This is a genomic window from Phyllobacterium sp. OV277, assembly GCF_900104355.1.
Classification (GTDB): Bacteria; Pseudomonadota; Alphaproteobacteria; order Rhizobiales; family Rhizobiaceae; genus Phyllobacterium.
The window spans coordinates 989114-1009559 of the sequence record NZ_FNIY01000001.1 but is presented as its reverse complement, the minus strand read 5'-3'; the positions used below and the strand labels follow the sequence as shown (position 1 = coordinate 1009559).

Genomic DNA, 20446 nt, shown 5'->3' with positions numbered 1-20446 from the left:
CCCTCCATACTGCTAACCTATAGCAAAGACGCGGAAACTGTTCCCGCGTCTTTGCCGTTTGATGCCAGACTGTCATTGTGCCAGATTGAGCTACCAATAGGACTTTTATCGTGATCCAGACCGCGCTTTATTTTGCTCTTGGATTTTTGAGCGCCGTGCTGCTGGCGCTGATTTTTGCACCGCCTGTCTGGCGCCGCGCGATGCTGCTTACGCGCAGGCGTGTCGAGGCCGAAACGCCGCTGACGCTCAATGAAATACAGGCCCAGCGCGATGGCTTGCGTGCCGAACACGCGGTCAGTGAACGCAAGCTCGAAATGACCCTTGCGGGCGTGAAGGAAAAGTCTGCGAAACAATTGGCCGAATTCAGTGACAAGGAACGGCAGATTCGCACACTTTCCAGTGATGTTTCTGCGCGTGACACCACAATTGCCGAGTTGCAGGCTACGCTTGCCGAACGGGGGCAGACGCTGGAAAAGACGGGGAAAGACCTGAGCAATACAGCACAGACCCTCGAACAACGTTCGGCGGAGCTGGAGCTTTTAAACAGGCGTTTGACCAGCACGGCAACGAAGGCTGACAGCTTGCAGATCGATGTTGCAGCGCAGGGCACGCGCATCGAGAATCTTTCGGATGAGTTGAAGGAAGCGCGTCAGGGCCGACGCGATGCCGAGGAGCAGAAGCGCAAGCTGGAGACCGAGATCAAAGCCTTGCAGCATTCATTCGAACAGGAAAAAAAGGGTGGTAGCGATGCCCAGACACAGGCGACAACCCTTGTGACACAGCTTTCAGACAGTGAGGCCAAGCTTTTGCGGCGGGAAAAAGAAGTTGGACGGCTTAATGAGCGGTTGCGCAACGTGATTGCTGAAGGCCGTAAACAGGGCATTGCTGCCACGGAAACGCCTCGTGGCAAGCAGGCGCTGGTGCAGGCCGAGGAAAGCAAACGGCTGCGCGAGGAAATGAACACACTTGCATCGCAGGTCGTCGCGATGGTTGCCCGGCTCGAGGGACCAGCGTCCCCGGTGAACAAACTGCTTGATGGCACGGGGAAAGATGCGGCAGTGGCCTATGACGACAATGGCGAGGTCATTGTCAGTCTGGCCGATCGTATCCGCGCGCTGCAAAAGGCAGCATCGGCCATTGAATCAGGCGGCGGAGAATCGGCTAAATCGTGACAGGGCAATGCCTGACGCTGTTGCGACATTCAAACTGTCAAATTCCTGCGACATGGGAATTCTGACAGTCCGCAGCTTTTGCATCAATGCTTTTGGCAGACCCTCTCCCTCGGTTCCGAGCAGCAGGGCCGTGCGCGCTCCGGGTTGTGCCGTGTAGATGGTTTCGGTGCCTGAGGGACTCAACGCATAGATATCAAAACCGGCTCGTTGCAGCTTGCCGACAATTTCCTCAATTGAACCTTCGCGGGCGAATGGCACTTTGAGCGCTGCACCTACGGAGACGCGGATTGCCTTGCGGTAAAGCGGGTCACAGCTGGTTTTATCCATCAGAATGCAGTCAGCCTCGAACGCAGCGGCATTGCGAAAGATCGAACCCATATTGTCGTGGTTGGATATGCCGCAAAGCACCACGGCAAGTGATTTTTCGGGGAGAGCATCAATCAATTGACTGGTAGAGCAGGGCGTACTGCGCCGCCCAACTGCGAGGATACCGCGATGCATGGGAAAACCGGCAATCGCATCCATGACATGGCGCGACACGCAATAGACAGGAACGTCATCCGGGCAGAGACAGATTTGCTCTAACAGCCCTGCAAGCCGGTTTTCCAGGACCAGAAGCGACTCTACGGCGAAAGCAGCGTTCGCAAGCAATACATTGAGTACAACCTTACCTTCCGCGATGAAGCGGCCTTCCCGGCCAACCAGATCGCGCTCGCGAACATCGCGATAGGGCACAAGCCGCGCATCTTCTGGATCATCGATGCGAATGGTGCGATGGTCGAGCCAGATCTGGTCATCCGATGCCATGTTTCAGGCCGTTTCGCCAGCAGTGCCCAAGCCTGCCCGCGCCTCGCCAGCCATGCGCACGAGGCTCATATGCATATCCTTGGCTGAGCCGAGCGGCGTGGAAAACCAGATACGCTGCACATCATCACCATCGGCAATATCAAAACCCTCCGCGTCGATGCCGGTTATCCGCCAGCTTCCATCAGGTGCCTTGGCGTAAAACCGCGCATAGAGCGCTATAGCCTGCGCGTGGTCATCATTCATATGTTCGGCTGCATTTTTCTCCGCTGCCGCCAATTCTTCATTGACTGGATTGAGGCTGAGCAGGTCATCAGCAGTTAACTGGTAAGCCCTACCAAACCCGCCGTTGAGGCTCGCACCTGTCGGCTCAAGACGGAAAAAGCGGAAATCGCCAAGCCCGGCATAAAGCTTGGCCTTGGGCTGGTGCGCGAGATAGCGCCATTCGATACGGGCATGTTCAGCGCCTTCACGGGCAATTTCTCGTGCCTTGGCAAACACGGTTATGCGTGGATGGGCCAGCGGGTCACCCTTGCCAACCTCTCCGATCAGCAGCGAACAACGCGGGTCAGCGATCAGGGCAGGCGTGTGTGCGGAAAGGGCCGAGACAAGAATAACAGGCGTGCCGTCATGATCCGTGGAAAGGCCGACACGGGTGGCAATGGGACTGCCGGTCGCAGGATCAAGTGTCGCTATGACAGCGTAACGTGCCTTGCGGACCAGTGTCTTTGCCAATCGGACAGCTTCTGCGTCGGTCTCGCGTAATACATCCTTCTTGTCGGTCACGGCCTATCCCTCATTATGTTGAGCGAGAGATAGTTGCTCGGCCGGTACAGGACAAGCGATTTCAGCGAAAGGACGATAAGGTGTTAAGCAGCGATTGATCTGGTGTCGTTAATGCCGGCATCATGGATGCAATCGGCGAGCAGATCGAGATCGACAGGGCCAATCGTACACAAAACCGGGGCAAATTCTTCAACAGGAATGTCGAGCGCCATCAGTTCCACGAGCGCTTCCATCAATGCTTCACGCGTGTCATATCTTGCGGAATAGCTTGGCATGATTCTGCCTCTCAAGCCGGGATCAACTGCGAAAATCATACTATAAATACGGTAAACAAATTCTTAATTTTGCCATTATTAGAAATTTTTTGCTTCTTTTGTGAATAAAATAACGCCATGATTTCAAATAGATGATAGAAAGTGATTACACGTTAACTCTCTTTGCCATTGTTTGGCCCTAAATGACATCAATCTGTGACCAACTTCACCAGCAGGAAAAACAGCGATGAGAATTGCTTCGTGATCGGCGCAAGGAAGTGGAAAACCCCCGGGATTGTGGGTGTTATAGCCGCCATTGGCCTCGTAAGTGGGTGCTCTACGCAGACTGCCCAGCACGCCGGTAAGGTGAAGGCAAATCTGGCAAGCAACAATACAACCGTTTCCAAAAGCTACGCCTATACCCCGAAGGACAAGGAATGTCTTGAGCGGGCGATGTTCTTTGAGTCCAACCGCTCGAGCCAGGATGGTTTGCTCGCGGTGGGGACTGTGGTTATGAATCGTCTCGATTCCGGCAAATATGCGAATACGATTTGCGGCGTCGTTGGCGAAAAGGGGCAGTTTGCTCCCGGTGTTCTTTCCCGGCCTATGCAGTCGGCAGCACTTCCTGATGTACAGCAGGCAGCAGACGCAGTGCTCAAGGGCCAGCGTCATCCCAAGGTCAAGGAAGCTATGTTCTTCCATACGGCTGGACTGCGCTTCCCTTACCGGAACATGCACTACACGGTTGTTGCCGGTGGTAATGCCTTTTACGAGAAGCGGGACCGTTACAATACACCTGACTTGGGTAGCAAGGTTGCAAGCGTTGCCATTGCCAATGCCTATATCGCCAGTATGAGAAATACCAACCCGGCATCGGTCAACAACATCATGGTTGCCAGTGCGCAGCCGACGATGACGACCACAACGTCCGGGCGCGTGACAAACCAGCCTTTTGCGGTGGCTCAGGCCCAGACTGCACCTGCTGCTGCGCCGCAGCAGCTGGCATTTGCCAATATTGCGGTGCCGGTTGATCCGCCCGCACCGGCGATGGTCTTCACTGCACCAGCCTCGGCCAAGCCAACTGCTATGCCACAGGCTGCAGAGCCGGCAGTGCTTGCTTTCGAAGCTCCCAAGAGCAAATCGGTTGATGCTATCGGCCAGATGCTGCTCGCTCAGGACCGGCCGGCTCCGGCCAATTAAGGCAATGAACGATCTGGCGCCGCGAGAGCGGCGCTCATTGGCATGTGGTTATGGTACGAGGAAGTGCTGTGACCATTCGTCGTGTGGAACCATCTGTCCAATTGCATATTGAAACGTCAGGATGGTCATGTGATCCGGTGACGTCGTGCATGTGTAGGAAAGGTGGTACCACTCGCCCTTGCTGCGAAACGCAGCGCCGGTGGACTGGATTTTATCACCGGTCACCTTGGGGTCCTTAAAGGCGTAGGCGACGAGTTCATCGGGTACGAGCTTGACCGGATCGTGGTGAATGCGCTCCATTGCCTCAAGGTCACACCGCTGCTCCAGCCGCGTTTCCGGGCTCAATCCTTCCAGTTCTTCCGCTTCCTTTGAATCCATGGCCTTGGATGAACCGGTCATTGCGATCGTCAACAAAAGCATGGCTATAAGTGATTTCATTTACGCCGGGCTCTCTGAATTTCGGGCAGAAGGATCGTATAATTTGTCGGGATCAATGGACGGCTTGCCTTCATGCGGGACCATTCGCACCATAGTCCAAAACGCCGTCAGATGTCTCCCGGATTGGGACCAAATTATGGAAGCCGGCTGGATAATCCACAGCGGTAAACTGGTTGTGATGTCGGGTCACACCGGCTTTTTCGCCGGTGGTTTCTTGTCGCCGTTCGCTTCGATGTAAGCGTAGATATAGGCAAATGACGGCAGGGCACGGTTGGATGGTTCGACAAGACCAGCAACAGAGCCCAAAGAGGCGGCGTAGTTGTTGCAGTTGAAACCAAACATGGTCCACAGCGGCGGGTTGGCCAGATTGGCGCGTACCTTGCTGAGAAGACGCTGGTACTGGGCCTCTGTCAGGGAAACGCGATAGGCGGCGCCGGTGGTGAAATTGCAATCGGAATAGCTCGGTTTCAGTTCGGACGGCATGGGAATGATGGCGCCGCCATAAAGGCCAAGCAAGCTGCCTTTGGGAAAGAGGCCATTATATTGGCGGGTCACAGGATTGCCTTTGGCATCAAGCCTGCCGAAGACCACATACATGTGGCCGCTTGGAATGCCCGGCGACAGACGCTGACGAAATTCCATATAGGCCGGATCACCCGGTCTGGTGCGGTTGGCTGTCAATTTCGCCGCGGCGCCTTTGACGCTGCCGTGGGCGGCGCAGGTCAATTCTGGTATTTCGGCCGTATAAGCAGACGGGCTAACGGACACATCGGATGATGGGGCGGACTGGCAGGCAGCGAGGGATGTCGCAAAGACCGATGCAAGCAGCACCTTGAACGGCGCGGAACTGGTTGAGGCAATGTTCACCAAGGCGATTCTCTTTTCAATCCTGTGATGACCAGACCATCGAAATGGCCCGGCTTTCAATAGACGAATGGCAGCACGCGCCAGGTTCTGGCACGGTACTGACGATACTCTTCCCCGAAGGCTTCCTCCATCATTCGCTCCTCCGCTCCTATTCTCAGGAAGAACAGGAAGCCGAACCCCGCGAGACCGGAAAGACCGGCAATATAATTGGGCAAAAGCAGGGCCTGGGTCAATGCCATCAGCCAGAAGGCCGAATACATCGGGTGCCGCAAACGTTGGTAGATGCCCGTGGTGATGAGCTTGTGGTCCTGTTTCAATTGCAGCGACACGGACCACATCTGACCGAGTGCCTTGTGCGTCAGGCGAAACAGGATCAAAGCGGCAATACCGGCCAGAATACCAAGGGCTAGGAGTGCAGGATTTGGGGCGTAAGACGCAAATCTTGGTTGTCCTGTCGCTACATAGAATGCGGGTATGATGCCAAGACCAATGAGAGACACCGCCAGCCGAACGGTATCTGCACCCTTTCTGCGATCAACCGTCAGTTTGGCCCGTTGCGCGCGCCGGTCAAACGGGCGGCGCAGCAGATACCAGGTCACTATAAAAACGACCCACAGGGCCTTTCCGGCAACGACAAGCGAAATCATACGGCGGCAGTTTCAGGTATTTTGATGGACGAGGCGACGTGCGCAGTACACTCGCACGCCAGACCGCCGCTTGTTGCGATATCCGAAAAGCACTCAGGTCCACAGAGTATTGCATGCCAGGAATAGGCCGAGCGCTTCTCGACGCCGTAGACAAACTGCCGGTGTACACGAAAGAAATTATGTTTGATGGCTTTGTAGGTTTCATCGCAAAGTTGATTGCGGAAGCGGACTCTTACCAGAACGGGGGATTCCGCATCTGATATATTCAGGTCTCGTACCGGATTCGATTTATAGAAATTCATAGGATCTGTCAGTGACTGCGCATCAACCCAAAGTGTGCGGCTGCGGGCAACCTTTTCAACACTGGAGCGCAAAGCGTCTGCTGCCGGGTGCAAGGCGATCTTGAGAAGACTTGAACCAACCGTGAGCAAGCCATAACGCCGTGAACTATTCTTTTGCAGGGCTTTATCAAGAATCTGCAGGGCACAGATGGCGCCCATACTGTGGGCAGCGACCACGACTTCGGTTGTGGCAGGCGCGCGGCTGATACGGTTTGCCGCGTCGGCAATCACATATCGCAGCTTCGCCGTAATGTCCGGTCGCCGGTTGCGCGCCATATCGCGCGCAAATGTCCAGTCATCCATGAGCAGCAGAAAATGCATTCTGCGGGCTGCAAGCACCAGCAATGCCAGCGCCATGATCACCGAAACCGCCATTGGTACCATCGCCTCACGGGAAAACTGCCAGGCAATGCCCCCGGCACCGAAAGCAAGACCAAGGATGGCACCCATGATGACGAGTGGATAGAGGAAGAACAGCGCGTAACGCCAGCTCGTCGCAATGAAGCGGAAGAATGTGCCTGTGATGATGAAATCGATCAGCGCAATGATCCCGCTCAAGATCCGGGCAATGGGATTTCTGGATGCATAGAAAAGATTGATGTCACCCAGTCCATAAAGCACGAAATCGGTCTGTGCAGACCAGTTGGGGCCCGCCGTTTGCAACCGAAATTCACCCACGCTGACAGTATCTTCCGCGGACGAAATTTTCAGCGCACCGTCTTCGCGCAGCGCCATGTCATAGACAGGCGCTGTCTTGGTTGCTTCCCGCAGGAAGCGCCGATGATGGGCCTCTACCGGCATATGTTCAAAGCCCGGCAACAAAACGACCAGACGATTGATAACGGACATCTGCCACCTTTCCAGGTTCTGAATTGCGGTGTTGTCAGCGCCCTCAGCATTCGCTCGCTAAAAAGGAATTTAGATGACCGACGTTAACAGAACGTGGCCAATACCAAAGGGTTGCACGGACTTTTGGTCGCATCACAACCCTGAGGTGTATCCCGTTTTTCGCTTGAACCTGCTTAATCTGTCTTATTTAGGCGCCATACGGATGGCGCCGTCAAGACGAATCGTTTCGCCGTTGAGCATGGGGTTTTCAATGATATGCAGTGCCAGCGCTGCATATTCCTCGGGTTTGCCAAGACGGGAAGGGAAGGGAATGGAGGCTGCCAGCGATTCCTGAACGTCCTGCGGCATGGCCAAAAGCATAGGTGTTCCAAAGATTCCGGGTGCTATCGACATGACCCGGATACCGAAGCGGGCGAGTTCGCGCGCTGCCGGCAATGTCAGGCCTGCGATACCGGCTTTTGACGAGGCATAGGCCGCCTGACCAATCTGGCCGTCAAAGGCGGCAACTGATGCTGTTGAAATAATGACACCGCGTTCGCCCGTTTCAAGCGCATCGAGTTTGGAGGCTGCATCGCTGACGAGCCGAAGCATGTTGAACGAGCCAATGAGATTGACTTCGATGACACGGCGGTAAAGCTCAAGATCATGCGGACCATCACGGCCAACAATCCGTCCGGCATTGGCGATACCGGCGCAATTAACGAGGATTCGCGTCGTGCCCAGCTTGTCTGCGACATCGGTGACAGCTCGCTGCGCGTGGTCGGCGCTGGAGACATTGCAGGCGACTGCCAAGCCACCAATTTCGCTGGCCACTTTTTGCGCTGCATCAAGATTAATGTCAAAAAGTGCAACTTTCGCGCCTTTTTCCGCCAGTGCGCGCGCCGTGGCTGCTCCCAGGCCGGACCCGCCGCCCGTTACAATCGCTGTTTGGCCCTGAATATTCACAATGCGTCTCCTCGCTGGTTTTCAAGTCTTCTGGCACGAGTTTGGGACTTGATCCAGCCGATATTTGCTCGACAAGCAAGGGAACAGCACCCGCGATGCAAGAATATGTTGATTTATAAACAATGCATAACAAAAGTTCAGGCCGCCACATTTAGTGAATTTCGCTATTTTTGTGGCTTTGTTAAAAAATTTCCCCAGAATCTTCAATTCTTCGCCCGCTGGAAGGTTGACTGCGAATAAATCTGCTTGCATTGCGACATTGCAAAGGCTTCCATGCAACCTCGGTTGCGGGCAAGGGGGCCGGCAACACAAAAAACCTCTGAAGGTGGAAAAATGAAGACCTACAAGAAATTCCTTGCGGCGACAGCGCTTGCAATGTTGACGGGTGGGCTGATGGCAGGTGGAGCCTCGGCGAAAAATCTCGTGTTCTGCTCTGAAGCTGCTCCCGGCGGTTTCGACCCAGCACTTTATACCGGCGGTGAAACGCTTGATGCGACCGGGCAGGCTGTCTTCAACAAGCTCGTTGAATTCAAGCTGGGTACATCCGAAGTCGAGCCAAGCCTGGCAGCGAGCTGGACGATTTCCGATGATGGTCTTGAATACACATTCAAACTTCGTCCGGGCGTCAAGTTCCAGACAACCAGCTTTTTCACGCCAACCCGCGATATGAATGCTGATGACGTCGTTTTCTCGTTCGAGCGTCAGAAGGAAGGCAGCAAGTGGGCCAAATATGTTGATGGCGCCACCTACGAATATTTTGAAAGCATGGACTTCCCCAAGCTGATCAAGGAAGTCAAGAAGGTCGATGACCTGACTGTCAAGATTTCGCTGAACAAGCCAAGCGCCCCTATGCTTGCAGGTCTTGCGATGGATTTTTCCTCGATCGTATCGAAGGAATATGCCGACAAGCTACAGGCTGACGGTACACCGCAGAAGTTCAATGAGCAGCCTGTTGGTACCGGACCGTTCCAGTTCGTTGATTATCAGCTGAACACAGCCATCCGCTACGAAGCCAACCCGGGCTATTTCAAGGGCAAGGTAAAGGTCGACAACCTGATTTTTGCTGTAACCACGGATGCTGCCGTGCGCGTGCAGAAGATCAAGGCCGGGGAATGCAATATTACGATCTATCCTGATCCGGCTGATGTGGCTGGCCTCAAGGCCGATGCCAATCTGAAGGTCATTCAGAAGCCGGGCCTGAATATTGCTTACCTTGGTTACAACACGACACAGGCACCCTTCGACAAGCCGGAAGTGCGCAAGGCGCTCAACATGGCCATCGACAAGAAGGCTATTGTAGACGCTGTCTATCTCGGTCAGGGCACACCGGCTGTTAATCCGATCCCGCCGACAATGTGGTCCTATGACAAGGCCATCAAGGATGACGAATACAATCCTGAAGCGGCCAAGAAGGCTCTCGAAAAGGCTGGCGTCAAGAATCTGTCGATGAAGATCTGGGCAATGCCGGTTGCACGCCCTTACATGCCAAATGGCCGTCGTACCGCAGAACTTCTGCAGTCCGATTTTGCCAAGGTTGGTGTGAAGGTCGAAATCGTCAGCTACGATTGGCAGGAATACCTGAAGCGCGCGTCCGATCCAAAGCATGACGGTGCCGTCATTCTCGGTTGGACCGGTGACAATGGTGATCCGGACAACTTCCTGGCCGTGTTGCTTTCGTGCCAGGCTGTTGGTCAGGCCAACCGTACCGCATGGTGCAACAAGGAGTTCACCGCGCTCATCGACAAGGCTGCTGTGACTGCCGATCAGGCTGAACGCACCAAGCTTTACGAACAGGCTCAGGTTATCTTCAAGCGTGAAGCACCATGGGCTACCTTGGCGCACTCGTTGGTAACCGATGTTACGACGAAGAATGTGACCGGTTACGTGCAAAGCGCGTTCGGCGTTCACAACTTCGCCGATGTTGACATCACCGAGTAAATCACTCCTCGCGGTACCGGCTTCGGCCGGTACCGCTTTTTATTAGGTTACCATGTTCCGATATATCGCTTCACGAGTGCTGCTGCTGATCCCGACATTTATTGGTATCAGCTTTGTGGCCTTTATCTTCATCCGCCTGCTTCCCGGCGATCCCATCATTGCGCTTGCAGGCGAACGCGGCATGACGCCAGAGCGCCACCAGATGCTGATGGAGCAGTTTGGCTTCAACAGACCGATCTGGGAGCAATATTTCTCGTTTCTGTGGAATATCTTTCACGGGGACTTCGGCACGTCGATCGCCAGCAAACGCGCGGTCCTGGCCGACTTTCTATCACTCTTTCCGGCAACGCTTGAACTGAGCATCTGCGCCATGCTGTTTGCCGTCATCATCGGCATTCCCGCTGGCATCTTTGCCGCCGTCAAGCGTGGTTCGATCTTCGACCAGCTCAGCATGGGTATTGCACTGGTTGGTTATTCCATGCCGATTTTCTGGTGGGGTATTCTGCTCATTATCCTGTTCGCGGGTATTCTGCACTGGACGCCAGTTTCGGGCCGGATGGATCTGGTCTATTTCTTCAAGCCGACAACTGGCTTTATGCTGATCGACAGCCTGATTTCGGGGCCGAAGGGCGCATTCAAGTCGGCATTCTCGCACCTTATCCTGCCGACGATCGTGCTTGGGACGATTCCGCTTGCGGTTATCGCCCGCCAGACACGTTCTGCCATGCTGGAAGTGCTGGGTGAGGATTATGTGCGTACAGCGCGCGCCAAGGGCCTTGCCCCGAAGCGTGTCATCGGCATTCATGCGCTGCGTAACGCCATGATCCCCGTCATCACGACGATTGGTCTGCAAATGGGTCTGCTCATGGCCGGTGCCATCCTGACCGAGACGATCTTCTCCTGGCCAGGCATCGGCAAATGGATGATCGATGCGATCGCCAAGCGTGATTACGTCGTCGTTCAGGGTGGCCTTATGCTGGTCGCGCTCATCGTCATGACCGTCAATTTGATTGTCGATCTGCTCTATGCGGTCGTCAACCCGCGTATCCGCGTAAAGTGAGGAACCGTGACTAACGAAGTTTCCCCTCCCGTAACGCTCACCGCCGCCCCTTCATCGGGCCGCATGAGCCAGTTCACGGAATTCTGGTTCTATTTCAGCGTTAACAAGGGCGCTGTTATCGGGCTTGTCACTCTGATTTTTCTGGTACTTGTCGCAATCCTCGGGCCGTTCATCGCTCCGCATGCGCCATATGAACAGTTTCGCGAATCGCTGCTGACACCACCCGCATGGCAGGAAGGCGGTAATTCGACATTTCTGCTGGGTACAGACGCCGTTGGCCGCGATCTGCTGTCACGTCTGATTTATGGCGCGCGCTTCTCGTTGTTCATCGGTCTGATCGTCGTAACGCTTTCCATGGTCACGGGCGTGATCCTTGGCGTGCTTGCCGGCTATTTCCGTGGCTGGGTTGATGCGCTGATCATGCGCATCATGGACATCATTCTCGCTTTCCCGCCGCTGCTTCTGGCACTCGTGCTGGTGGCAATTCTTGGACCGGGATTGTTTAACGCGATGATTGCCATTGCGCTGGTTCTGCAACCACACTTTGCGCGCCTTACGCGTGCTGCCGTGATGAGCGAAAAGAACCGCGAATATGTAGTCGCCGCAAAGCTTGCCGGTGCTGGTCATATACGCCTGATGTTCAAGACGATCCTGCCGAACTGTCTGGCACCGTTGATCGTGCAGGGAACACTGTCCTTCTCCAATGCCATTCTTGAAGCGGCTGCGCTTGGCTTTCTTGGCATGGGCGCACAACCGCCCACACCAGAATGGGGTACGATGTTGGCGGAAGCACGCGAATTCATCCTGCGCGCCTGGTGGGTTGTTACATTCCCCGGTCTCGCAATCCTGATTACTGTGCTTGCAATCAACCTCGTTGGTGACGGTTTGCGCGACGCCCTCGATCCCAAACTGAAGAGGAGCTAAGATCATGGCTCTGCTTGAAATCAAGAATCTTTCGGTTGGGTTCGACACGAGTTCCGGCCAGTTCATGGCGGTGCAGGGGATCGACCTTCACGTCGAAGCTCGCGAAGTATTGGCCATTGTTGGCGAATCCGGCTCGGGTAAATCAGTGGCCATGCTTGCCGTCATGGGCCTGTTGCCGAAGACCGCAACTGTGACCGCTGACAAAATGGCTTTCAACGGTCATGACATGCTGACCATGAGCACCAAACAACGCCGGGAAATCGTTGGCCGCGACGTGGCGATGATTTTTCAGGAGCCGATGGCAAGCCTCAATCCATGCTTTACGGTTGGTTTCCAGCTGGAAGAAGTTTTGCGTTTCCATATGAAAATGGATGGCAAGGCCCGGCGCAAGCGTGCCATCGAGCTGTTGCAGCAGGTTGGTATTCCCACGCCGGAGGAACGGCTGAATTCGTTCCCGCACCAGATGTCTGGTGGTCAATGCCAACGCGTCATGATCGCCATTGCGATTGCCTGCAATCCAAAGTTGCTGATTGCCGACGAGCCGACCACAGCGCTTGACGTGACGATCCAGAAGCAGATTCTCGACCTGCTGGTCAGCCTGCAAGCCAAGCACGGCATGGGTCTGATCATGATCACCCACGACATGGGCGTTGTTGCTGAAACCGCTGATCGCGTGATCGTTCAGTACAAGGGGCGCAAAATGGAGGAGGCTGATGTGCTCTCTCTGTTTGAATCACCCAAGAGTCCTTACACGCGTGCCCTTCTGTCTGCCTTGCCGGAAAACGCGACGGGCGACCGCCTGTCAACCGTTGCAGACTTTATGAAGAACGAAGCCGCCAATGCAGGAGCAGCATCATGAGCGAGATCGTTCTTGAAGGGCGCAATATTGTCCGCGACTATCATGTCGGTGGGGGCCTGTTCGGCAAGCCCAAGACCGTGCGTGCGGTTAAGGGCGTCAGCTTTACGCTGGAAAAGGGCAAGACCCTTGCTATTGTCGGTGAGAGCGGTTGCGGTAAGTCGACGCTTGGCCGCATTCTGACGCTGATTGATCCGCAGTCTGAAGGCGAATTGCTGATTGATGGCAAGCCCATCAACATCGCCAAGGACCGGGTAACACCGGAAATGCGCCGCAAGGTGCAGATCATTTTCCAGAATCCCTATGGATCGCTCAACCCGCGCCAGAAGATCGGTGAAGTCCTGGGTGAGCCGCTGTTGCTCAACACCAACAAGACCACTGCTGAACGGCGCGAGCTTGCCATGCAGATGCTGGTCAAGGTCGGGCTTGGTCCCGAGCACTACAACCGCTATCCGCATATGTTCTCCGGTGGTCAGCGCCAGCGTATTGCCATTGCCAGGGCTCTGATGATGAGCCCAAGCCTGCTGGTACTGGACGAGCCGGTTTCGGCGCTTGATCTTTCGGTTCAGGCGCAGGTGCTCAACCTGCTGGCGGATCTGCAGGACGAGTTCAACCTGACCTATGTGTTCATCAGCCATGACCTGTCTGTGGTGCGCTACATCGCCGATGAGGTGATGGTGATGTATTATGGTGAAGTGGTTGAGTACGGCACGCGCGAGGAAGTGTTCTCAAACCCGCAGCACAGCTATACCAAGACACTGTTTGCCGCCACGCCAAAGTCTGATGTCGCCAGTATCCGGGCGCGGTTGGAGAAGAAAAAAGCAGCTGCCTGATTTTGCTGGTGGCAGAATTGTGCGTTGCGTGGGTTTCTGGTTCGCCCTTCGACAGGCTCAGGGTGAGGGGGGGCTAATTTTGCAATCTTTGCGATTAGCGTTGCATCACCCCTCTCCCTCATGGTGAGCTTGTCGAACCACGGACCACAAATCACGCACAACAGATTTGCAGGGAGGAAGGTATCATGACCGGACGTCAGCCAATCGCAACTGCCCCGAAAGACGGCAGCAAGGTTCAGGTCTTCTGGAAAGATGAAGACGGACAGGAAAACGAATCCCTCGCGCAATACCGTTCGCTTGATCGCCTGAAGGCGACCGGCGGTCAGTGGGACGAGACTGACGCCGGCTGGTGGATATTCACCGATTCAAACACGCAGAAGAAGGTGACGCCGCACGCGTGGCAACCAGCCAACAAGGCCGGCGATGATGAGGATGAAGACAGCGACGATAAATAACTGGTGTGCCGCGGTGTTGGCCTAATTTCGCTGGTGTTTGAGCAGTCCCCGCACAATATCATCGGCGGATATCATGCCGAGGATGGAACCATTCTCGACAATGCCAACATCGCCGCCATTCTTTGATACCGCCTGCATGACCTGACGCACCGGGGTATCCCGCCGTGCCGTTGCTGCGAAGGGACGGTTGGCGGGCCTGCTGCGGTCGAGCGGAACCATGATGTCTTCGGCTCGGAGCACACCGAGCGGGTTCATGTTGGAAACGAAATCCGCAACATACTCATTGGCAGGATTGAGCAGGATGTCCTGCGCCGTACCGCACTGGATGATGCGCCCGCCTTCCATGATGGCAATGCGGTTGCCGATCTTCATGGCTTCATCGAGATCGTGACTGACGAAGACAATGGTTTTCTTCAGCCGTTCCTGCAGACTCAATAGTTCATCCTGAAGGCGGGTACGAATGAGCGGATCAAGCGCCGAGAAGGGCTCATCCATGAGCAGGATCGGTGCGCCTGTCGCGAAGGCACGAGCGAGGCCAACGCGCTGTTGCATGCCGCCGGAGAGTTCACCGACCTTGCGCTTGGCCCAGTCCTTGAGATTGACGAGAGCCAGTTGCTGTTCGACCGCTTCCGCACGCTCTTCCTTGGAAACACCTGACAGTTCGAGGCCGAAACCGACATTCTCTTCCACCGTGCGCCAGGGCAGCAAACCGAACTGCTGGAACACCATGGAAACAAGGTGTTTGCGCAGATCGCGCAGTGTGTTCTTGTCGGCCTTGCCGACATCGACCGAGCGTCCGCCGTGATGCACGACGACCGAACCGCGCGAAATCGGATTAAGGCGATTGATGGCGCGCAGAAGCGTGGATTTTCCCGAGCCTGACAGGCCCATCAATACGAGGATTTCACCTTCGGCAATGGTGATCGAGCAATTGTGGACACCAAGCACATGGCCGGTTTCCGCCTGAATATCCGAGCGGCTTTTGCCCTGATCGGCCAGTGACAGCGCGCCCTCGGTCTTTTTGCCGAAAATGATGCAAACGTTTTCGAGTGTGATCGCGGTCATTCACCTGGCTCCTTGCCGGGACGGAAAATACGGTCGAGCACGATGGCGACGACCACGATGACAAGGCCCGCTTCAAAACCCAGCGCCGTATTGACGGAGTTGAGCGCGCGAACAACGGGAACGCCGAGGCCATCAGCACCAACAAGCGCCGCAATAACCACCATGGAAAGCGACAGCATGATGGTCTGCGTCAGGCCGGCCAGAATCTGCGGCATGGCGTAGGGAAGCTCGATCTTCCAAAGAAGCTGGCTTGATGACGCGCCAAAGGCCTCGCCTGCCTCGACCAGATGTTGAGGTGTCGAGGAAACGCCAAGATGCGTCAGCCGGATCGGGGCGGGGAGAACAAAGATTGCCGTTGCGATCAGGCCGGGCACCATGCCGATACCGAAGAAGACAATAGCCGGAATCAGATAGACGAAGGTTGGCAGCGTCTGCATGAGATCAAGCACGGGGCGGATGGCCGAATAGAATTTCGGCCTATGCGCCGCAATGATGCCAACGGGCACACCGATGCCCATACACAGGATGCAGGAGGAGAGAACCAGCGTCAGGGTCTCCATCGTTTCCTTCCAGTAGCCCTGATTGAGAATGAAGAGAAAGCCGAACAGTGTGAGCAGTGTCACGGCAATCGAGCGCCTGAGTGCATAGGCGATCGCGGAAAAAATGGCGACCATGATCAGCGGATGCGGATATTTCAGAACGAACATGAGCCCGTCGATGAACGACTGCATGACATAGGCGAGCCCATCGAAAAACCCGGCGAAATTGTTCGTGAGCCAGTCGACGACGGCTTTTGCCGTCTTGCCTACCGGAATCTTGTCTTGTGTTAGCCAGTCCAAGCGAAAATTCCTCTGTCGGTTGCAGCATCAAGCGAAAGAACCGCCCGGCGGATGCGCCGGACGGTATGATTGGCAGGTCTTAGAGACCGAGAGATTTTTTGACAGCTGGCAGACCGTCTTTACCGTCAACTGTCGTAACACCAGCAAGCCAGGTATCGAGAACAGCAGGATTGGCTTTCAGCCATTCGGAAGCCGCCTTCGGACCATCTTCGCCATCGTCAAGAATCTTGCCCATGATCTCATTTTCCATTTTCAGGTCGAATTTGAGATTGGTCAGAAGTTTGCCAACATTCGGGCACTCGGTCATGTAGCCGGAGCGAACATTGGTGTGAACAGTCGCGCCGCCAAAATCAGGTCCAAAAAAATCATCACCACCGGAGAGATACTGGATTTTGAAATTGGTGTTCATCGGGTGAGGCGCCCAGCCAAGGAAAACGATCGGCCCCTTGGTTTTCGACTGCTTGGCCACCTGCGCAAGCATTCCCTGCTCGGATGATTCAGCAACTTCAAAGCTCTTGAGACCAAAGGCGTCCTTGGAAATCATGTCGAGGATCAAGCGATTACCATCATTACCCGGCTCGATGCCGTAAATCTTGCCGCCAAGATCATCCTTGAATTTGACGATATCCTTGAAGTCTTTCAGGCCCTTATCATAGAGGTACTGTGGTACGGCCAGAGTGTACTTTGCGCCAGTCAGGTTGGGGCCGAGATCTTCGACGGTCTTGTTGTCCAGATAGGGCTTAAGGTCCGCCGCCATGCTGGGTGTCCAATTGCCGAGAAATACATCAATGTCCTTCTTGCCAAGCGAAGCGTAGGTCACCGGAACTGAGAGGACTTTTGTATCCGTGGAATAGCCCAATCCCTTGAGCACGGCGCTTGCCGCTGCGGTGGTGGAGGTAATGTCTGTCCAGCCGACGTCAGCGAATCGAACGGACTTGCAACTCTCGGGCTCGGCGGCAAAAGCGGTGCCCGCAGCGAGTGTGAGAGCCAGTGAAACAGTGAGTTTGGTCAACATTTTCATCGATTGTTCTCCCTCTCCGGTTTTCTACCGGCTGTTAAGAGCATGAACCAATCACCAATTTCGAAGGGGTTCAAGCATAGCCGCGCATAAATCCGGTCAATTCGCGACAGTTGTTGATATTCCGGTAAAAGTTACGCCTTCATCGGGCAAGAGGCTTCAAGCGCAGGCGCAAGTCTGATTAAACCCGGATATGGCAAAACTCTATTTCAGCTACTCGACGATGAACGCCGGCAAGTCCACCCTGCTGTTGCAGGCGTCCTACAATTATCAGGAACGCGGCATGCGAACGATGATGTTCACGGCTGCGCACTATGCGGAAAACGGCGTCGGCGTGATTTCTTCGCGTCTTGGCGTCACCGCTGCTGCCGAGCTCTATCGTGATGAAGACAATCTTTTCGCGCGTATTGCCGCAGCACACGGGGAAAACCCTTTGAGCTGTGTTTTTGTCGACGAAGCCCAGTTCCTCACCAGAGAACAGGTCTGGCAACTGGCCCGTGTTGCCGACCGGCTGCATCTGCCTGTCATGTGCTTCGGCTTGCGCACTGACTTTCAGGGCAAGCTTTTTCCGGGTTCGGCAGAACTTCTGGCGATTGCCGATACGTTGCGCGAAATCAGGACCATCTGTCATTGCGGTTCGAAAGCGACGATGGTCGTCCGCCACGACGCGGCGGGGAAGGCGATTGTCGAGGGCGATCAGGTCTCCATCGAGAAATCCGTTTATGTTTCGCTCTGCCGCAAGCATTGGGAAGAGGAAACCGGGCGGATCACTTCGGACCACTAAGCGATATTTCAGCTTAATATTGCCTGTCATTTTTCTACAGGCTTTTTTTCGTTAAATGCCGTGTCTATATTCAGACGGCAGATAACACATAAATTTGTTCTGGGCATTCAGGGGAGACACGAATGGCGAGTTTGCAGAGTTTTGATACCGAGATCGAAAAGACCCGCAACATGGTCAATGAGATGCGGACGAAAATTGACCAGTCCAGCGTCGTTCTCGACAAATTCGCCAAGGCGGACGCCAAGATTGGCAATCCCGATTTCGATATCGAAAATGCCCGGATTGACGATGTCTTGCGTCAACAGAAGGTGATGGAAGGCAATATTGCCGACCTGATCATTGGGCTTGAAGATGCGACCAATGTTTTCGGTTCCGAATTTGAAAGCATGAAAAGCTATTCCGGCTGGGAAAAGCTGGTTGGCGTTTTCTCCAAAGACAAGATGCAGCGCCTGCGCACGGACCGCGTGCGCAACATGTCGCTGGCTGGCAATCTGCAGGAACTGCTTTCCAAGTCTGATCGTATTGTCGGTATCCTGAAGGAACAGAAGACTGTTCTCGATGCGCGGTACAAAACCTCGGAAGCCAGCCTTGCCAATGTGATCGAACGTCGCAAGACGACAGTCGCATCGCTCGAAGCCACACAGAAGCGTATTGAAGAACTCAATCCGTTGTTGCTCGACATCGAAAACCGCATTGCCGCCTCCACTGATCAGGGCACCCGTGCTGGACTGGAAGGTGAGCGCTCGAAACTCGCAACCGAGTATAATGAGCGTCAGGCGAAGGAGCAGGAGCTTTTGGCCGAAAGCCAGACACTGGAACGTTACACGTCCATGTTCCAGACTTTTGTCGACTCGCTCAACAACCAGATCGCGGCGCAGAGCACACTGATCAACAAGCTCTCCATCGATACGGAACAGCGCATCGTGCTTTACAAGGCGCTGGAAGATTCGTTGAAAACTGCGGCACAGCAGGATGTTGCGCACAAGATCAACACACTTGGCAGCCGGGTCGATACGGCAGCGGAAGAAACCATGGCCGGTGTTGGTGCTGCTGCACAGAAGCATATTGGCGACCTTCTCGAAATGCATGAGAAGAACATGGTCAGCACGCAGGATATCCAGCGCCGCAAGAAGCTGGCCGATGATGCGTTCTCACGCCGGTTCTCGGAAGTCCTGAAGAAGCATAACGCTGCTGATTACGTGCAGAGCTAATGCATGACCGAGAATGCTGACCTGACAGCCGCCGAACGCTATTTCGGTGCGATACGTGCTGCACTGGACGGGCTGGATATATTTCTGAATAACCAGCAGTCGCCGCTCTATAAGCACGATCTCGTTGCACAGACCGTATCGGAATATCTGCGGCGGCTGGAGGCCTCCTTTGAATGCTGGCGGAACCGGATCGGCTTCACCGACCGGTTTCAGATTTCGCGTGCGGAAAGCGGTTTTCCGGTTTTCCAGAACGTGCTGGAACTGGAAAACGACAAGAAGGACACGAAAGCCCGGCTTGCTGCCATTCCGCCTGCGACGGCTTTGCGCAGCGAGATGGCGGATTTCATTCTGCGGCATCGTGAATTCCCGCGTGACCTGCAAAAATCCATGGCTGAGCGGATTTATCTGGAAACCGTTGAGCAGGGCGAGGTGTTTTCTCCCTTCATCCTCCCGGTTACCATTCGTGTTTCGGTCAATCCAAAAACCATGCGACCGCTCTACGTGGTGCATTGGGGGGCGTTTGACGGCGCGTCCAACCTGCCGCTGATTTATATGGCAATCATCGAGGACTCGTCTGATGATCTCGTGAAGACCCTCGTTGGCGAGGATGGCAAGCTCAATCCAAAGGTCAGGATTCCATTGCCGGTTGGCGGGTTGCTCAATCCGGAGCTGGCGCGCCGTTTTGATGATTTCGCCGCCAAGAATTCGGCCTATTCACTGTCGCCAATAACCATCGCGACAAGTCTCGATACTGATTTTCCTGAACTTCACCCCAAGCAATTGCGGCGTGTGGTGCTCGGCCCGTTCTACACAACTGGTATCACCGAGCATAATCAGAAGGTGGCGGACGTGCTTGAACGCGTGCGCAAGCCTGAAGATGCCTGGCTTCTGACCTGGACCATGCAGGAAGTTTTCTCCAAGGCTGAGCGGCCGGGAAAGCGTGGCCTCTGGTCCTCGGAGCCTTCACGTGAGGAATTCTATATCAATACGGATGATCTCGAAGCGGCGCGGCAGGGTGTCAGCAGCTATGAGCAGCACGCGCTTGTGCCGCATGAAGCCTATCAGGCGCTTTATGCTTCGGGTGAGGCGACCCGTATTTTCAGCGGGTTCAAAACCCATATCCTGTCCAATGGGCAGGTCATCAGCGACATTTAGGGGAG

The 20446-nt window shown here is 54.9% G+C and carries 22 protein-coding genes; 11 read left to right on the top strand and 11 right to left on the bottom strand.

The window, feature by feature from the left end; translation table 11 throughout:
* Positions 1–110: 110 nt before the first annotated feature.
* Positions 111–1172, top strand: coding sequence for a coiled-coil domain-containing protein (locus tag BLU05_RS04945; protein ID WP_091878065.1), 1062 nt, complete (start codon positions 111–113; stop codon positions 1170–1172).
* On the opposite strand, the gene BLU05_RS04940 is transcribed toward BLU05_RS04945, so the two are convergent.
* From BLU05_RS04940 to BLU05_RS04930, 3 genes are all read right to left on the bottom strand, one after another.
* The gene (locus BLU05_RS04940) at positions 1143–1979 is read right to left on the bottom strand and encodes a TrmH family RNA methyltransferase (RefSeq protein WP_091878064.1); all 837 of its coding nucleotides are present in this window, start codon (positions 1977–1979) and stop codon (positions 1143–1145) included. The two genes, BLU05_RS04945 and BLU05_RS04940, sit on opposite strands and share 30 nt — an antisense overlap.
* Positions 1980–1982: 3 nt before the next feature.
* Positions 1983–2762, bottom strand: a complete 780-nt coding sequence (locus BLU05_RS04935) for a HugZ family pyridoxamine 5'-phosphate oxidase (protein WP_091878063.1) — start codon at positions 2760–2762, stop codon at positions 1983–1985.
* 83 nt (positions 2763–2845) lie between these two features.
* On the bottom strand, positions 2846–3037 hold the full coding sequence (locus BLU05_RS04930) for a hypothetical protein (RefSeq protein WP_139210400.1): 192 nt from the start codon (positions 3035–3037) through the stop codon (positions 2846–2848).
* A 240-nt stretch (positions 3038–3277) separates the two neighbouring features.
* Here BLU05_RS04930 and BLU05_RS04925 point away from each other — a divergent pair, with 240 nt between their 5' ends.
* The gene (locus tag BLU05_RS04925; protein WP_091878061.1) at positions 3278–4216 is read left to right on the top strand and encodes a cell wall hydrolase; all 939 of its coding nucleotides are present in this window, start codon (positions 3278–3280) and stop codon (positions 4214–4216) included.
* Between the two features lie 48 nt (positions 4217–4264).
* Here BLU05_RS04925 and BLU05_RS04920 read toward each other — a convergent pair whose 3' ends face one another.
* The 5 genes from BLU05_RS04920 to BLU05_RS04900 form a co-directional block, all read right to left on the bottom strand.
* Positions 4265–4654 carry a DUF930 domain-containing protein gene (locus tag BLU05_RS04920; RefSeq protein WP_175540515.1) on the bottom strand — a complete coding sequence of 130 codons (390 nt, stop codon included), beginning with the start codon at positions 4652–4654 and terminating at the stop codon, positions 4265–4267.
* Between the two features lie 186 nt (positions 4655–4840).
* The gene (locus BLU05_RS04915; RefSeq protein ID WP_139210398.1) at positions 4841–5521 is read right to left on the bottom strand and encodes a hypothetical protein; all 681 of its coding nucleotides are present in this window, start codon (positions 5519–5521) and stop codon (positions 4841–4843) included.
* A gap of 56 nt (positions 5522–5577) precedes the next feature.
* Entirely contained in the window at positions 5578–6168 is a 591-nt protein-coding gene (locus BLU05_RS04910) for a protein-S-isoprenylcysteine O-methyltransferase (protein ID WP_091878059.1), read from the bottom strand.
* Positions 6165–7358: a hypothetical protein gene (locus BLU05_RS04905; RefSeq protein ID WP_091878058.1), complete on the bottom strand. Its 1194-nt coding sequence runs from the start codon at positions 7356–7358 to the stop codon at positions 6165–6167. The genes BLU05_RS04910 and BLU05_RS04905 overlap by 4 nt, the downstream gene beginning before the upstream one ends.
* A 183-nt stretch (positions 7359–7541) precedes the next feature.
* Positions 7542–8303 (bottom strand): 3-hydroxyacyl-CoA dehydrogenase, encoded by a 762-nt coding sequence (locus BLU05_RS04900; protein WP_091878057.1) that lies wholly within the window; start codon positions 8301–8303, stop codon positions 7542–7544.
* A gap of 333 nt (positions 8304–8636) precedes the next feature.
* Here BLU05_RS04900 and BLU05_RS04890 point away from each other — a divergent pair, with 333 nt between their 5' ends.
* The 6 genes from BLU05_RS04890 (at position 8637) to BLU05_RS04865 (ending at position 14369) form a co-directional block, all read left to right on the top strand.
* Positions 8637–10241: an ABC transporter substrate-binding protein gene (locus tag BLU05_RS04890; protein WP_091878055.1), complete on the top strand. Its 1605-nt coding sequence runs from the start codon at positions 8637–8639 to the stop codon at positions 10239–10241.
* A 52-nt stretch (positions 10242–10293) separates the two neighbouring features.
* A complete protein-coding gene (locus BLU05_RS04885; protein WP_091878054.1) occupies positions 10294–11301 on the top strand; it encodes an ABC transporter permease subunit in 1008 nt (335 codons plus the stop codon).
* A 63-nt stretch (positions 11302–11364) separates the two neighbouring features.
* Positions 11365–12225, top strand: coding sequence for an ABC transporter permease subunit (locus BLU05_RS04880; RefSeq protein ID WP_091878053.1), 861 nt, complete (start codon positions 11365–11367; stop codon positions 12223–12225).
* Between the two features lie 4 nt (positions 12226–12229).
* Positions 12230–13084 (top strand): ABC transporter ATP-binding protein, encoded by an 855-nt coding sequence (locus tag BLU05_RS04875; protein WP_091878052.1) that lies wholly within the window; start codon positions 12230–12232, stop codon positions 13082–13084.
* Complete coding sequence (locus BLU05_RS04870) at positions 13081–13914, top strand: ABC transporter ATP-binding protein (RefSeq protein WP_091878051.1); 834 nt, start codon at positions 13081–13083, stop codon at positions 13912–13914. Before BLU05_RS04875 ends, BLU05_RS04870 begins: the two co-directional genes overlap by 4 nt.
* 185 nt (positions 13915–14099) lie before the next feature.
* Positions 14100–14369, top strand: a complete 270-nt coding sequence (locus BLU05_RS04865; protein ID WP_091878050.1) for a hypothetical protein — start codon at positions 14100–14102, stop codon at positions 14367–14369.
* 21 nt (positions 14370–14390) lie between these two features.
* Here BLU05_RS04865 and choV read toward each other — a convergent pair whose 3' ends face one another.
* The 3 genes from choV to BLU05_RS04850 all read right to left on the bottom strand — a co-directional run bounded on the left by choV (position 14391) and on the right by BLU05_RS04850 (position 17294).
* Positions 14391–15434 carry a choline ABC transporter ATP-binding protein gene (gene choV / locus BLU05_RS04860; RefSeq protein WP_091878049.1) on the bottom strand — a complete coding sequence of 348 codons (1044 nt, stop codon included), beginning with the start codon at positions 15432–15434 and terminating at the stop codon, positions 14391–14393.
* Positions 15431–16273, bottom strand: coding sequence for a choline ABC transporter permease subunit (gene choW, locus BLU05_RS04855; protein WP_091878048.1), 843 nt, complete (start codon positions 16271–16273; stop codon positions 15431–15433). The genes choV and choW overlap by 4 nt, the downstream gene beginning before the upstream one ends.
* 79 nt (positions 16274–16352) lie before the next feature.
* The gene (locus BLU05_RS04850; RefSeq protein WP_091878047.1) at positions 16353–17294 is read right to left on the bottom strand and encodes a choline ABC transporter substrate-binding protein; all 942 of its coding nucleotides are present in this window, start codon (positions 17292–17294) and stop codon (positions 16353–16355) included.
* A gap of 190 nt (positions 17295–17484) precedes the next feature.
* Here BLU05_RS04850 and BLU05_RS04845 point away from each other — a divergent pair, with 190 nt between their 5' ends.
* The 3 genes from BLU05_RS04845 (at position 17485) to BLU05_RS04835 (ending at position 20441) form a co-directional block, all read left to right on the top strand.
* Positions 17485–18075, top strand: a complete 591-nt coding sequence (locus BLU05_RS04845; RefSeq protein WP_091878046.1) for a thymidine kinase — start codon at positions 17485–17487, stop codon at positions 18073–18075.
* A gap of 122 nt (positions 18076–18197) precedes the next feature.
* A complete protein-coding gene (locus BLU05_RS04840; protein WP_091878045.1) occupies positions 18198–19286 on the top strand; it encodes a hypothetical protein in 1089 nt (362 codons plus the stop codon).
* Positions 19287–19289: 3 nt separating this feature from the next.
* Entirely contained in the window at positions 19290–20441 is a 1152-nt protein-coding gene (locus tag BLU05_RS04835; RefSeq protein WP_091878044.1) for a hypothetical protein, read from the top strand.
* Positions 20442–20446: the final 5 nt, after the last annotated feature.